This window comes from Paenibacillus sp. YSY-4.3, from assembly GCF_054767475.1.
In genome coordinates, this window is the sequence record NZ_BAABMC010000002.1 from 522631 (window position 1) to 537479 (window position 14849).

Genomic DNA, 14849 nt, shown 5'->3' on the forward strand with positions numbered 1-14849 from the left:
ATCATCCGTTATTACCCCCACTTTCAATTCCGCATGACATCGGCACCTAAAACGCCAATTCTCGTTCCGCCACATGATCGCTGTTCCGGTAGGCGCCTGGCGTCGTGCCCGTATATTTCTTAAATACTTTCGTAAAGTAATGCTTATTGTCATAGCCGACCTGCTGCCCAATCGCGCTGACGGGAATATCGCTCTGCGTCATCAGCAGCTTCTGTGCCTCCTGAATTCGCATCATATTCAGGTAGTTGACGAAGGTGTCGCCTATTTCTTTCTTAAATAAACTGCAGATGTAATTCGGATGAAGATTCATCAAATCAGCGAGGTGATCCAATGAAAGATCTTTCTGGAAATTGGCTTGCATGTAAGTGAGAATGCGCCGGGCATGCCGGGTGTATTCCGAATCGGATACGGACGGGAGCTCCTCTCTGATACGTTCGAGCAGCGAAGCGATCTCATCCTTGTCGATCGGCTTTAATAGATAGTCCACCACACCGACACGCAGCGCTTTTCGCACATACTCGAATTCATCATAACCGGTCAAGATGATGAAGCGATCACACCATCCGCCCCGTCTGGCATCCCCGATTAGCTCGAATCCGTTCTTCTCGGGCATATTGAGATCCGTGATCGTAACATCCGGCATACAGTCCTTCATGGCTTCGAGCGCTTCAAAGGTATTCAACGCTTCACTAACCTCGGTTCCTACTGGCGCGACTTCCCTGACAATCTTAACCAGTCCGCTCAGGATTAACGGTTCATCGTCTACAATCATTACCCTCATCGTCAGCTCCCCATCCTTTTCGTGATGATGATGCACAGACTCGTTCCCTTGCCCTGTTCGCTTGTAATCTCCAGCCGGGATGCTCCACCGAAGAATGCTTTAATCCTTTCGTTCACATTAATCAGCCCTACACCGCCTCCAGATTTTGCTTCCCTTGTCTCAACGAACCCCATGAGCCGGGACTGTATGACAAGAAGCTCCTCCGGGGGGATGCCGTTTCCATTGTCAGAGACGGCAATACGGATTTCCTGTTCCGACTCCGCCGCCTGAAGACGAATATGAACCGGGCGGAGAACAGCAGATGCTCCATGGACAACGCAGTTCTCAACGAGCGGCTGCAGTATGAAGCGGGGGCAGGCTATGCGCTCCGCGTCGACGGCAACGTGAATTTCATAGGTTAGTCTGCTCTGAAGCCGCATCTTATGAATGTTGAGGTAGAAGGTGATCATTTCGATCTCCCTCGCCAGAACGGTTTCATCCTGCTCTGACGAAAGGCTGTAGCGCATGAGCTTCCCGAACCAGAAGGAAATATCGGCAACTTCCTTGTCGTTGTTGGATTCAGCAACCATCCGTATCGTTTCGAGTGTATTATAGAGAAAATGCGGTTTGATCTGAGCCTGCAGCACTTTGTAAGCGGCTTCTTTATTGCGCAGCTCGGCGCGATGGACATTGTTGATAAGTTCGTCCATGCGTTGGAGCATCGAATTGTAAGTTGTGGTCAGGAAGCCAATTTCATCTTTTTCGTTCAGCCTGTCGTGCTTGATGATGTGCTGTCTCAGATTGTCGTCGTTTAAAGTACGCATATGTCTGGCTAGCCTAAGGATACGCTTCGTGATCGTGGAAGCCATCACATAATACGCAATAGATAATCCGGCCAATAGCAGAATGATTATCGTCACCAGGACGATCTCTCTCTGCTTGATGGAATGAAATACATCTCCAACCTGCCCGGTCACAATTACGCGAACGCCCAACTCTTCAAGATTCAACTGGTTCACGATGGTTTTTCGGTTAATAAAAAACGTGTTTTCCTGCGATTGCAAGAGTCGCAGCGTCTTATCGTCAAGCTCGGCCCCGGCCTCCTCGGCAATCAGAGGTTTGCCTTGCTCTGACAGAAGAAATGCCTTCCAGTTATCTTCCACTCCTGCAGCCTCGTAAAATTTCTTGATCAGGTTGCTGCTAATCCGTATCTCGAGGAGTCCGATTTTCTCCGTGATCTGAGTGTTGTAAATATACTGGTAATAAATTAACTCCGGATCAGACACCTCGGGATCAGAACGAACCCACACCCCTCGGCCGGGCTTCAAGGGTCGGATAGCTTCCTCCAGTCGAGAATCCAGCAATGACCAGTCCAGAAATTGATCCGTAATTGGAAGCACCTGGTCCTTCATCTTGTAAATGACGAGGGATTCGATCTCCGGATGGGCAAACGACGATTGCGCGAATAACGGCCGGATGTAACGAATAAATGCATAGATGCTATCCGACTCCAACTGATATTCACCATCCAGATAATCGGTAATGTATGGATTGTATTGCAGCATCCGGTGCACCGATTGGATTCGGGCAAAGTCCGTTTTCAAATTGGCGTATGCCTGTTCCAGAATTTTCTGCCGGCTTTCTATGAACTGTTTGGTCAGGTTACCGTAGATCTGCGTATAGTAGTGGTAACCAAAAGCGATGAAAGGGATGAATATGAGAATTACATATCCCAGAATAATTTTACGCATGATGCTCATGGCTACAATTCCCTCCCCCGATCACTAGAACTGTATACATACCTTACCATGAGCAAGCAATGTCTAGTAGAGACGCCAGGCATCTCTACCAGGCTTTTTGCCTTTACCTTATTCCAGTGTAAATGAAGCTAGACTTGCGCCTCCCGTGCCCGTATACGTAAAATACAGTGCTTGGATGCCATCGGGAATGACGAGCTCGGCAGAGTACTCTTTCCATATATTCGAAAATTCAACCGGGATCTTTCCAATAGCCGGGCCGTCCCATGTGGTTTTTACTTCAAAGGCACCGTGGCAATATCCGCGCACCTTGATTGTAACCTTCCGGATTCCGCTGCATTGAAAGTATTTAAACCCGGCTGTGGCCGAATCCGTCATATTGGCGATATAGCCAATCTCCTCATCTCCGTCTTTTCCATCCTGGGTTATTTTCGGAAACCGGCTGTCCATCCAGGCACCAGAAGCACCAAAACCTCCTGTATACAGCTCTTCGTCTTTACAGAACAGGTTGCATGCCAGATATGAAGGATATTCACCGCGCCCTACAAGCGGCCCCCCGTTCGGGCCACAGGAGGTCATCTCCACCTGGGGGATGGTTCCGTCCTCCCGGAATGAAATGGGCTCGATGCAGCCCTGTCGGCTAAAAGCGATGCCATTGGTATGTCTGTGATAAAAAATGTACCATTCCCCATTAACTTCAACCGCACTGCCGTGATTATTGCCGCCGTAATACATAGGTTTGTCTGCCGGTTTATAGGAATCAATATGAAGATCATTATTGCTTACAATAACCCCCTGGTATACGAAACCTCTCGTCGGAAATTGGCTGGTGGCGTAACACAATTCATGCATGACGACCGAGGAATAGATCAGATAATAAGTATCATCTCTCTTCCTAATGGATGGCGCTTCAAAAAACTCATGTCCTTCAAATCCGCTGCCCTTGCTGTAAGGTTCACTTGGGGCAACAAACACCGGTTCTTCCACTATCGTGAGCATATCTGGACCGAGCACCGTAGCCATGGCACCTTTTCTTGATTTGTCCCCAACTGCACAAAAGCCGGTATACAGATAAGTTCGCCCCCCTTCTGTCATCACGGCCGGATCAAATTGAGGCTCATCGCCCTCTCTTTCTCCCAGACGCGTTCCATCGGGATATCTTACGTAGCCATAAAACTTATATTTGCCAGCCGGAGAATCACAGACGGCAACCGAAACGATGGGAACCTTATCAAGGACATAGTACAGATAGTACCGTCCATCCGATCCCACAGTGACATCCGGTGCGTAGAGACACATGCTGCCGTCAGAATTAAGCGGATCATCTATTTTTTTGTAAATTATACCCTCATACCGCCAGTCAGCCAGATCCGCCAGAGGTGCCGACCAGCATACATAGTCGTTCAAACAAAAAACATGTCCGTTAAAACGGTCATGAGAGCCATAAACATAAATTCTGTCATTAAAGACATGCGGTTCTCCATCAGGAATGTATTCCCATGATGGAAGGTAAGGATTCAACCCTTGTTTTTTCATATTCATTTTATTCACTCCTTGTCCACTCGATGTTTCAAAGAACTGTATACCTTAAGCCAGCAAAGTCCGGTAAAGGCGCTGGCGTCTCTACCGGATTGTCCCCCTTACTCAAACAGGACCTTCTTCTTCTGATACGTTTCGTTTGCCCAATCGACCAACTTCTGCAAATCCATTTTCTCGGCGGTCTTTATCATGTTCTCATAATTTACAACGGCCTCCTCTTCCGAATTCGCCAAGTAAATTTTGACCTTCTCATTTTTAACCATCTCGTCAATTTTGGTCTTGATCGTCTTCTCTTGAGAATCCGGCTGCGTCTGGATCAGGCCGATCTCAGGCTTATAGACTGTAATGTCTTTCCTTTCCATCAACGCCTGCGTCTTCTGCGTACCAGGAACATATCCCTGCATGCCTTCCATGACTCCATCGTTATACAGATACCACCACTTGATGCCGTTGCTGTTAATGAAATCGGCATCAGACGGATCGTATTTCAGATTCGGATACCCTTCTTCGTTCCATGTCCAATGCTCCCCCTCGACACCGAACATGGTCAATTTTTTACCTTCATCGCTTGCCAGGTATTCAATGAATTTGATCGACGCTTCCGGATCCTTGTTTTTCTTGGTAATAAAAGTGCCTGCAAAGCCAAGCCCTGTACTGACGACCTTCGCGTCTTTTGACAAGCCGCTGGGCAGCATTTTGAACGTGAATGATTCTCCGCTGTTTTTAACTTTGATGTTGTCCGTGTCCGCCGTGCTGACTGTATGGCTATGAGCGAACGCCTTTCCACTTGTTGCGTATTGATCGTCAATCTGGTCGTTCGTGTACGCGAAATTTTCCGCCAGAATGTATCCCTTGCGATATAGGTTGTTCATAAACTTGAAAAATTCCAGCATCTCCGGCTGTCTGATGGCATAATCTATCTTTCCATCTTGTTCGTACCAGCCATCTAACAGGGCTTCAACTCCTAACTGCTGCAGAAAATATTGTTCAATCCATTCTTTGTCCATGATAAGAGGTATCATATCGGGATACTTAGCCTTAACCATGCCCAGGACCTTCACGAAATCGTCTAGCGAATGGATTGTCGGATTGCCGAGTTCCTCCAGAATATCTTCCCGCACGGCAATACCGGGATTGCCGTCATTGCCGATCGCGTATTTGTTTTGAGCCATTTCCTCCTTCGTCGCGAAGGCATTTCGCACGGTATAGAAATTGCCGTCATCCATCGTATGAATTGCAATTCTTGTCTTATCGATTTTAAAATTCGGCACATATTTCTCAATCAGCTCATTCCAGGGATAGGACAGCTTCGAATCCGACATCCGATCAATATGGGCATAGGTGAAGACAAGGTCAGGAAGATCTCCAGAGGAAATCATCAGTGGAAGCTGCTTATCGTCGGCAGCGACGGTAACCTTCAGCTTAACGCCCGTTTTTTCCGTGATTTTCTCGGCCACCGGGCCCTTCCATTCATTAACCGGATACCAAGGCGCGTCTATGAATAACGAGAGCTCCTTAACCTCTCCACTCTTTGCCGGTGTATTATTTCCGTTTCCGGTGCTTTCCTTCTGGCCGGCATTGTCTTTACCGCATGCCGACAATAACGCCAGCACCAGCACAACAGCCAGCGATAAAAGCAATGCCTTCTTTCTCCTGTTTCTGTTCATACTAACCCCTCCACGAATAATGTTTTATATTAAAGCAGGCACTTTAATATCATGGTGATCAGCCTTTTACGGAACCCAACATGATTCCTTGAATAAAATATTTCTGCAGAAACGGATATACGCATACGATTGGTGCAATGGATATAACCATGGCCGCGACTTGAAGCGAATAGCTCGTCACGCCTGCCGACGCGCTATTCGCAATGGCGATAGCGTCCATCGGTGCATTGCTCTTGTTGATGACTTCCATCATCCGAAACGCAAGCGTCCGCAAGCTCTCGGATTGCACGAAGTAAGCGGAATCCAGCCAGGAATTCCATTGGCCGACACCCATAAATAGTGCCATGGTGGCAATCACCGGCATTGAAACTGGAAGAATGACCCGGTAGAAAATGACGAATTCGTTTGCCCCGTCGATGTAGGCCGATTCCTTCAACTCCCCGGGTATTTCGCGGAAGAACGAGATGGCGATCAGCAGAAAAAACGTGCTGAGCATGGAAGGAATGATATATACGCTGAACGTATTAAGCAGCCCAATCGAACGCAGCACCACATAGTAAGGAATTAAGCCCCCAGAGAAGTACATCGCGAAAATGATGATTGTAAAATACGTTTTATGGAATAGCAGGTCACGGTGCGACAGTCCGTACGCAACAAGACAAGTGAATAGGACGCCCAACACGGTACCCGTTACCGTTCTCACGATCGTCACCAGAAATGCTTGATACCAATGCGGGTCGCTCAGAAACTGCACATAGTTCTCCAATGTAAAATTTCGAGGCCAGAAATAGATTCCCCCAAGAAGTGAATCGGTTCCTTTATTAAACGATAAGATCAAAACGTAATAGAACGGATAGAGCATAGACAACATGATTACGAATAATATGACCGTGATGAGGCTATCCATAATTCGGTCCTTTTGCCGTTGGCTCAGCGTCATTACCGATCTCTCCTTTCCTAGAATAAGCTTGATCCCGACGTTCGCTTGGCGATGAAATTACTGGAGAAGATCAGTACGACCGAGATGACGGACTGGATCAGGTCAATGGCCGCTGCATAAGAGAACCGCCCGTCCCTCAAGCCAACCTTAAATGCATAAGTCTGCACGATCTCCGAGGTCGGATTGTTGATGCTGTTCCCGAACAAGTAAGCCTGTTCGAAATTCGAGCCTACCAATCCTCCGCCCAAGATGCTTCCAATCGTGAGGATAAGCACCACGACGATCGTTCCTTTCATGCCTTGAAATGTAATATGACGAATGCGCCCCAGCCTTCCGGCACCGTCAATTTGTGCAGCCTCGTACAGGGTAGGGTCGATCCCTGCGATGGCAGCCAGGAAAATGATCGTCCACCAGCCCATCTCCTTCCACACAGCGCTTCCGACAGCCAATCCCCAGAAATAGTCGGGATTCGTAAGGATATCCAGCGGTTTGTCAACAATCCCAAGGCCCATTAGCGCCTTGTTAACAAGTCCAATATCAGCAGACAGAAAAGAGAAAGCGATACCAACTACCACGACCCACGAAATAAAGTGCGGCAGATAACTGATGGTTTGGACAATTCGCTTGAACCGCAAATTCTTCATTTCATTCAACAAGATTGCCAGCAGTATTGGAGCCGGAAAGGCAAAGATCACTTTAAGAAAGCTCAGAACCAGCGTGTTGCGGACAATGGTGCCAAACTGGTAGTCGTTCACGAACTCATCGAAATGTTTGATCCCAACCCAATCGCTTGTGAAAATTCCTTTGATGCCGGTGGAGATAGAGTAGTCCTTGAACGCCATGATAATGCCGAACATCGGCGTGTAAGAGAAAATTAGCAAGAAGACCATACCCAGTCCAACAAAAAGATGGAGGACTTTCTGCTTTTTAAACCGCTTCCAAAATTGTGATTTACGCTCGCTCATTGCGGCTGGGCCTGTAATTCGTGTATCAAGATCCATACATGTCCCTCCCTTGTTTTGAGTTTACACTCTTGGGAAGAGCCTCGGTAAGCCAACATTCTTAAGAATGTGTTGTCATTTTTTAATATTGCTCGGTTATGCATGCCATGCCTTTAATTGCAGCTTATAAAAGGCTGGGGTCTCCCAATCGCCGTAAATGGACGGGAGGCCCCAGCCTTTAACCAACTATTGCCGAGAGCTCAGCTGAGAAGCGATCGTTCGGCATCGCTCGGCCATGAGGAGAAGCGACGATCATGGATGCAGACTTGTTACCTATTGGGGTTGATCAAATATAATGATATTATCGTTTCTAGCGCAATATCTACCATGTATCACGCATATGCTAGACTTCCCGCCTTGTTGTCCCTGTCCCGAGACCCTTTCCACAGTACTGGACTGCATACGACGGCCCCTGATCACCTATGAGCACGGGTCACCAGCATATGAGATGAGCTTGAAAGGCCTCTTGCTGCTGCTAATCGCGGTAGACCTTTTATTCCCTTTGACTGAGGTGAGGAGCATGACCAAGATTTTCTATGTGGAATATGATGCGGCACACAATAGCAAGTTTATTTTTGATATTCCCGAAGGACATGACTGCTGGCTTTTAGTGATTACGCAAACTCCGGCTCAATTTTGGGTGGACGGCGAACTGAAGGAATACCCGGCTCACAGCGCTGTGCTCTATCAGCCGAAGCAGAAAATTTACTACCGGGCCTGTTCCCAGCAATACATCAACAATTGGATTCGTTTCGAATCCGACGAGCCCTATGTGACCGAAACAGCGCTTCCCTTCGGTGTTCCCTTCGCTTTAGATGACCCGGAGTATTGTCACAAGTTATTTCAACTGCTCGTAAGTGAAAATTCATTCAGCAATGATTATAGAGAATCGTCTATCGACTGCTTACTTCGAACGCTGTTCAATAAACTTCTGGAGTCTTACTTCCAGGATGAGATTACTCCGCAGCACTATAGCCTGTTAAAGCTCCGGGCCACCATTCACAATGACCCCGGCCAACATTGGTCGGTTCCAAAAATGGCGGAGATTCTTCGCATCAGCCCGGGTTATCTTCAATGGATTTACAAAAAAAACTTCGGGATTTCCTGTATGGACGATGTCATCAGTAGCCGTATTCGCCTTGCTAAAGAATATCTGATCCATGGTACACACACAGTTGCCGAAATTGCCGATCGATGCGGGTACCACAATGTGGAGCACTTCTGCCGGCAGTTTAAACAGATAACCGGGTACACCCCAAAAAACTTTCACAAGCATGCCCGCAGTCTGACCGGCAAAGCAGAGGTGTCATCCCTTAATTCCCGTCATCGTAATGCCCTGAACAAAATGCCGCTGCCCCACGAAGAACAGAATTAGTACGGGAATCACCGTAATTAAGGAGACGGCCATCAGCATCTGAATTTGCGACGAACCAAAGGAATTCTGGAAGAACTGCAAACCGATCGCCAAGGTGAAGTTCTGATCGCTGTTCAGGTAAATCAACGGCGACATATAGTCATTCCAATGAAACGTTATAGACATGAGGGCAACCGTAATCAAAGCAGGCTTGATAGCCGGCAGCAGAATTTTATAATAGATCTGGAAGGCGTTTGCGCCATCAATATATGCAGCTTCATCCAAATCCTTCGGAATCGATCTAAAGAATTGCCGCAGCAGAAAAATATTAAACGCGCCTCCGCCAAAAAAGGAAGGTACGATAAGCGGCTTCAGTGTATCCAGCCAGCCCATTTTGGTAAACAAGAGGTAAGTAGGAACTAGGGTAACTTGACTGGGCAGCATCAATGTGGCGAGCACGGCAGTAAACAGCAGGTTGTTGTACCGTGATTTGAATCTAGCAAACCCATAGGCCACGAAGGATGCGGAGAGGACCGTTCCCAGCGTGGCGAGTAGGGTTACGGTTAACGTATTTAATGTATAACGCGTGAAGTCCGCATACTTCCACCCCTCGATGAAGTTATCCAGTGTGAAGGTCTTGGGAAACAACTTCGGAGGCAAGGTATAAGCCTCGGACGGTATTTTAAAGGCCGTGGAAAGCATCCATAGGAATGGAAAAATGAAGATACCCGCACAAATGATCAAGACCACATAACTCAGACTGTATCGAATTAAATCGCCGGTTCTTTTACTCTTATAGTAAGTGTCCACAGTAATACCTCCCAACTTAATTGTCGTAGTAGACCCAGTATTTGGAGGTCCGGTTTACAATCTGGGTTATGATCATAATGACAATGAACAATAACCATGCCAAGGTGGATGCATAGCCCATCTCACTATATTTGAACCCATTGTTATAAATGTGCATCATGTAGGTGTATGTGGCGTAACTCGGGCCGCCCTCTGTCAGAATGTAAGGCTGCATGAAGATTTGAAATCCGCCGATAATCCCCATGATCAAGTTGAAATACAGCGTGGGGGTTACCAACGGCAGCGTTATGCGCATGACCTTCACCAAACCATTTGCCCCATCTATTTCAGCACTTTCATATAATTGCTCCGGAATATCCTGCAGCCCCGCGAGGGTGATGATAATCGAATTACCGATCGTCCAGACCCCCATGATGATGATCGCAGGCATCGCCCACTTGGTGTCGCTCAACCAGCTTGGTCCCGAGATTCCAAACAGGGATAGGAAATAATTAATAAGTCCATATTGCGCGTTAAAAATCCATCCCCACAATAACGTAACTGCAACGCCGGAAGTGATATACGGGATATAAAAGCTGGTTCTGAAAAATCCTACTCCTCTGATCTTTTGATTGAGCAGTAGTGCGATCAGGAAGGCTAATATCAGACTGATCGGGACGGAAACGAGCACGAAGTACAGCGTATTCAGCAGAGACTTATAGAACAGCGGATCCTGCACAAAAGCCCGGATGATATTGGCAAAGCCGATGAATTTTCCAGTGCCTGTCATATCCATATTCGTAAAGACCAATATGACCGAAAAGATCATGGGATACAGGGTAAATATCAAAAAGCCCAAAAGCCATGGCGAGATAAAGAAGAAAAAATGCCTTTCTTCTCTTTTTGCAATGCTGTTTTTTCGCGCCTTCATTATTTCGCCTCCCTGAAGCCTCCCTAGGAGACTCTGAATTGTAAAGCTTGGGAGGATACTTGAGGTAAATACCCTCCCGCAACTCTAGCTGTCATACCCATTTACTTCCTGTTCTGATGGATGGAATCAAAGGCGGATTGAATTTGCGATGCATATTCCTTCGCCGCTTCTTCAGCCGATTTGCCCTGAATCGTCACCTGCTGCCACATTTGCGCATACAGGTCTCCCGCTTTGGATATCGCGCCTCCCCAAGGGAAGGTAATGGCATCTTGCAGCCCTGTCACAAAATCCACCATGGAGATATCTGTATTTTCAATCTTCATGTTTACAAAGGTGCTTTCGGCTGCTTCCTTGGCTGCAGGAAGGTTTACTTTGCTGTACAAATCGCCTACTTCTTTATTCAGGGACACCGTCTTAATATAAGCCCACGCCGCTTCTTTGTTCTTGGAGGCCTTGTTCATCGCGAATCCCGTTTGAAATTTAATGTTCACGGTTTTCCCCGACGGGTCTTTCGGAGGCATCACGATCCCCCATTCAAAGTTGTTTCCGACATTTTTTGCGATCGTCGATGCTTCAAACAAGCCCATCGGGTACATGGCTGCTTTTCCAGCCGCGAACATCTGGTCCATCGGCATGCTCTTGGCGGCGGCATCATCCGGCATCGCCCCGGCCTTAACGAGGTCGCCAAACAATTGGTAACCTTTAATCGTATTCGGGTCATCTAATGTCTGCTTCGTCCAATCTTCGTTATACGGCGCTCCACCGTACACAAACGGGGCCAAGCTCTGCAGAATCCAGTGTGACACGATGCCGTAAACCCGGTTTGCCCCTTCGCCTGAAGAAACTTGTTTGGAAATCTCGGCGAAATCATCCCAGGTCCATTCATTTGTCGGATACGGTACACCGGCTTTATCGAAAATTCCCTTGTTATATGCAATCATAAAATCGGAGGCTGTGGTTGGCATTCCTTCCCTTTTTCCATCGGAATCTACATATCCCCCGTCAACCCCTTGCGTGAGCAGAGCCTCGAGATCCAGGTTATCCCGCTCGATATAAGGATTCAAATCTTCAAACCATTTAGAGCGAAGCCCCTTCCAGTCAGGAGACATCATGATGACATCGCCTGCATTCCCTGCGGCCAAAGCCGCATCCAGCTTCACGTCAATGTTATCCGCCGGCAGCCAAATTTCATTCACTTTCACCCTTGGATACAGCTTTTTGAAAATTTTGGTGGCTTCCTTCCGGCTCTGAAGCTCTTCCCCGCCACCCCATCCAAATACCGTGATTTCCCCAGAAATCTCCTGACCCTTCTTGTCCGGATCGGCCGGCTGGCTATTCGTCTGTGTGTTATTCCCTCCACATGCCACGAGGGTCATAATTACAATCCCGACCAACAACATTGCCAAAAATCTTCTCATATGCATCCCCCTCTTCTATTGCACGCTGATCAAAGTGTCGTGAATCGATGAGTTAACATAATCTTCTGACTAAGGACAAAAACCGAGATCATTATTGATATATTCTTATTTCATGTCGTTCTTTGGAAATATGCTAGTGTTCGTTTGTCAATCAGCAAACTCCCTAGACAATCCCCCTTTCCATATGATACCTCGATTGTTAGCGTTTTCATTATATTCTAACATTAAAACTTTGAACGATTTGATTCAATGACATATTCTAATTTAATATTGATTTATTCTAATATCGTATGTCTCCCCTCGTTTACATAACCAAGTCAAAAAAAGCCCCTACAAGAGCGATTCGCTCTGTAGAGGCATGGCTGTGTAATCATTAAATTATGTGTTGGACTTATTCCCCAAAGCCCATTCTATGGCATACACGATATATTCACTCCAATAATCCCAGGTGTGGGCACCGGCTCTTTCCACGTAAGTTAGCGGAACATTCTCCCGAACTAGAAAATCGCGGAATCGCTGGTTGACATCCAACAAGAAGTCTTCCGTGCCGCAAGCCATATAAATTTGAGGAATAGGCTCTCCCGATTCCTTCAAGCCCATAACAAGCGCTTCGGGATCTTTATCGCTTCCTAGGAGTTGATCCAAGTCGCCGAACACCCGTCTGAAATATTTATAATCAGCAATACCGTCCTTAAAATCTGGAGCCGCATTTGCGATTTTATAAGGTAGAATCGCCGATGACAGCGCAATGATTCTACTGAAATGGCTAGCATATTTCAAGCCGTTTCGAATAGCTCCGTAACCGCCCATCGACAAGCCGCCGATATAGGTATCTTCCCGGTCAGTAGAAAGCGGAAGCATCGTTCGCGTAAACTCTACCAGCTCCTTGCCTACAAACTCCCCGTAAAGCGCGCCCAGATCTTCGTCGTCTACATAAAAGTGGTTTTCCCCAGACGGCATAATCACAGCGATTTTATGTTTGTCCGACAGCTCACGGATTCTCGAATAGCTTAGCCAGTCCCCATGACTGCCTGAATACCCATGAAGCAGATACAACGTCTTGAGCGGCTTGATTCTGTGCTCTTCCTCCGTCTGCCCAGGAATAACCGGGGAATCCAACGGCAATAGAGCATTAAATGTCACTTCTCTGCGCAGACACTTGGAGAAAAAGTTAACTTGTATCGTCGCCATGGATCTAACTCCTTCCTCATGAAGTGAACTTAGACAATGTACTCAACTATATGATTCTTGTCATCTGCGTACTTGATCACGGAGCGGTAGGTTTTCAGGTTAATCGCCAGCTCACAGCTTTTCTCGCCCTTTTGCCATTGAAGACGAATTTCATCATCTGGCGAATCCAGCACACGGAACTCCCCGTTGAAGGCATCAAACGAATTACGGAAACGAATCAGCTTCAGCAATCGTTGAACAACATCTTTCTCCAAAGCCTGTTCAATTTCCTCCTCGGTATAATTGTGCCGGTTGATTTCGCGCCCTTCGCCAGTCTCTTGAACGCGCTCCATATCGTTTTCGCCAGCCAGCAATCCTACATAATATACCTGCGGAATGCCCGGTGCGAAAAATTGAATGGCTCTTGCCGCCATATAGGCGTCATCATCATGATTAAGGACACTATAATAGCTGCAGCGAATTTGATGAACATCAAACCCATCTGCCGCTTTATGCTCATCCGATAGAATCAGGCTTAGATTGGAGCCTCTTTCAAGACAGACGTCCACCAGCTTTCTTGCTTCCGTTGTATCGATAAGATCATCCAAGTCCGGCTTTACAGGAATGCCGTCATGGCAATCTAGCATCGTGAACTGCTTATGCGGACGAATCTTCAGGTATTGGTTAAGTTCCGCGCTCGAGCGGTTGATCAAAGCCTCTAGAACCCGATAAGGCAGAATAAAATCGTAAATCCAGCAGCCATGCTCAGCAAGCTTGAATTGGGTGGAGTAATGCGCATGCACTTCCGGCAGCAATTCAATGTCATACGAATCAGCGAGCTCCTTGACCCAGTCGAGGAACTTATAGATTTCCGGCTCAACGAAAAAGCAGCTGGTTCCCAGCTTCTTAATGACATAGCCGACAGCGTCCAGCCTGACAATCTTGACGTTTTGTTTCTTGAAATTTTCAAAAAACTCTTCAAAAAGCCGCCGCGTCAGTGGGGACTGGATATCCAGATCGATTTGCTCGGAAGGATCTGTTTTACCAAACGTCGTCCATACCTTTTCTTCCTTGCCATCCTTCCCGATTTGGAAGGTCGAGTAGGGCTGCGGGCGGCGCAAAAACATTTGATCAATATCAGCCTGTACCGGTTCGCCGTCCTCCCAAACCTTGTCGAGAGTCAGAAAGAGATCGGCATACTGCGAGTCGCGCCCCTTGGCGAGGAAGTCTTGAAAATAGGGCGACTGCCTTGATATATGATTGACCATTAGATCAAGCAACACATCAAACTTCTCCCCGATCTCCCGAATCTCGTCCCACGTGCCAAAGCTCGGCTCGATTTCCAAATAGGTCAACGGGGCAAAGCCCCGGTCCCCAGAGGAGGGAAATGGAGGAAGGATGTGAATGCCACCCTCAAAAATATCTGAAAAGTGCTTGTTTAACATCTGATTCAGTGTTTTTAAATCCCCGCCCATGGAATCCGGATACGTAATAAGTTGTACTTGGTTCTTAATTGCCATTTC

At 47.2% G+C, this 14849-nt stretch carries 12 protein-coding genes; 1 reads left to right on the plus strand and 11 read right to left on the minus strand.

Features of this window, described 5'->3' with window-relative positions; genetic code table 11:
• Nucleotides 1-46 precede the first annotated feature (46 nt).
• The 6 genes from ACYUJT_RS09085 to ACYUJT_RS09110 all read right to left on the minus strand — a co-directional run bounded on the left by ACYUJT_RS09085 (nt 47) and on the right by ACYUJT_RS09110 (nt 7664).
• Complete coding sequence (locus ACYUJT_RS09085; RefSeq protein WP_460320816.1) at nt 47-781, minus strand: response regulator transcription factor; 735 nt, start codon at nt 779-781, stop codon at nt 47-49.
• Between the two features lie 2 nt (nt 782-783).
• Nucleotides 784-2520 (minus strand): sensor histidine kinase, encoded by a 1737-nt coding sequence (locus ACYUJT_RS09090; RefSeq protein ID WP_460320818.1) that lies wholly within the window; start codon nt 2518-2520, stop codon nt 784-786.
• Between the two features lie 108 nt (nt 2521-2628).
• Nucleotides 2629-4053, minus strand: coding sequence for a family 43 glycosylhydrolase (locus ACYUJT_RS09095; RefSeq protein WP_460321595.1), 1425 nt, complete (start codon nt 4051-4053; stop codon nt 2629-2631).
• A 104-nt stretch (nt 4054-4157) separates the two neighbouring features.
• Nucleotides 4158-5723, minus strand: coding sequence for an extracellular solute-binding protein (locus ACYUJT_RS09100; protein WP_460320820.1), 1566 nt, complete (start codon nt 5721-5723; stop codon nt 4158-4160).
• Nucleotides 5724-5781: 58 nt separating this feature from the next.
• The gene (locus ACYUJT_RS09105) at nt 5782-6663 is read right to left on the minus strand and encodes a carbohydrate ABC transporter permease (protein ID WP_460320822.1); all 882 of its coding nucleotides are present in this window, start codon (nt 6661-6663) and stop codon (nt 5782-5784) included.
• 17 nt (nt 6664-6680) lie between these two features.
• Entirely contained in the window at nt 6681-7664 is a 984-nt protein-coding gene (locus ACYUJT_RS09110; protein WP_460320824.1) for an ABC transporter permease, read from the minus strand.
• Nucleotides 7665-8184: 520 nt separating this feature from the next.
• Here ACYUJT_RS09110 and ACYUJT_RS09115 point away from each other — a divergent pair.
• A complete protein-coding gene (locus ACYUJT_RS09115) occupies nt 8185-9039 on the plus strand; it encodes a helix-turn-helix transcriptional regulator (RefSeq protein WP_460320827.1) in 855 nt (284 codons plus the stop codon).
• On the opposite strand, the gene ACYUJT_RS09120 is transcribed toward ACYUJT_RS09115, so the two are convergent.
• The 5 genes from ACYUJT_RS09120 to gtfA form a co-directional block, all read right to left on the minus strand.
• Nucleotides 8971-9828 carry a carbohydrate ABC transporter permease gene (locus tag ACYUJT_RS09120; protein WP_244996406.1) on the minus strand — a complete coding sequence of 286 codons (858 nt, stop codon included), beginning with the start codon at nt 9826-9828 and terminating at the stop codon, nt 8971-8973. The two genes, ACYUJT_RS09115 and ACYUJT_RS09120, sit on opposite strands and share 69 nt — an antisense overlap.
• A gap of 16 nt (nt 9829-9844) precedes the next feature.
• Complete coding sequence (locus tag ACYUJT_RS09125; protein ID WP_460320830.1) at nt 9845-10738, minus strand: carbohydrate ABC transporter permease; 894 nt, start codon at nt 10736-10738, stop codon at nt 9845-9847.
• A 101-nt stretch (nt 10739-10839) separates the two neighbouring features.
• The gene (locus ACYUJT_RS09130) at nt 10840-12138 is read right to left on the minus strand and encodes an ABC transporter substrate-binding protein (protein WP_460321597.1); all 1299 of its coding nucleotides are present in this window, start codon (nt 12136-12138) and stop codon (nt 10840-10842) included.
• Between the two features lie 396 nt (nt 12139-12534).
• Nucleotides 12535-13347, minus strand: a complete 813-nt coding sequence (locus ACYUJT_RS09135) for an alpha/beta hydrolase (RefSeq protein WP_460320832.1) — start codon at nt 13345-13347, stop codon at nt 12535-12537.
• 29 nt (nt 13348-13376) lie between these two features.
• Nucleotides 13377-14846, minus strand: a complete 1470-nt coding sequence (gene gtfA / locus ACYUJT_RS09140; RefSeq protein ID WP_460320834.1) for a sucrose phosphorylase — start codon at nt 14844-14846, stop codon at nt 13377-13379.
• Nucleotides 14847-14849 lie beyond the last annotated feature (3 nt).

Coding starts and splice junctions, on each gene's coding strand:
- ACYUJT_RS09085 (WP_460320816.1), bottom strand. CDS start 781: ATGAGGGTAATGATTGTAGACGATGAACCGTTAATCCTGAGCGGACTG.
- ACYUJT_RS09090 (WP_460320818.1), bottom strand. CDS start 2,520: ATGAGCATCATGCGTAAAATTATTCTGGGATATGTAATTCTCATATTC.
- ACYUJT_RS09095 (WP_460321595.1), bottom strand. CDS start 4,053: ATGAAAAAACAAGGGTTGAATCCTTACCTTCCATCATGGGAATACATT.
- ACYUJT_RS09100 (WP_460320820.1), bottom strand. CDS start 5,723: ATGAACAGAAACAGGAGAAAGAAGGCATTGCTTTTATCGCTGGCTGTT.
- ACYUJT_RS09105 (WP_460320822.1), bottom strand. CDS start 6,663: ATGACGCTGAGCCAACGGCAAAAGGACCGAATTATGGATAGCCTCATC.
- ACYUJT_RS09110 (WP_460320824.1), bottom strand. CDS start 7,664: ATGGATCTTGATACACGAATTACAGGCCCAGCCGCAATGAGCGAGCGT.
- ACYUJT_RS09115 (WP_460320827.1), top strand. CDS start 8,185: ATGACCAAGATTTTCTATGTGGAATATGATGCGGCACACAATAGCAAG.
- ACYUJT_RS09125 (WP_460320830.1), bottom strand. CDS start 10,738: ATGAAGGCGCGAAAAAACAGCATTGCAAAAAGAGAAGAAAGGCATTTT.
- ACYUJT_RS09130 (WP_460321597.1), bottom strand. CDS start 12,138: ATGTTGTTGGTCGGGATTGTAATTATGACCCTCGTGGCATGTGGAGGG.
- ACYUJT_RS09135 (WP_460320832.1), bottom strand. CDS start 13,347: ATGGCGACGATACAAGTTAACTTTTTCTCCAAGTGTCTGCGCAGAGAA.
- gtfA (WP_460320834.1), bottom strand. CDS start 14,846: ATGGCAATTAAGAACCAAGTACAACTTATTACGTATCCGGATTCCATG.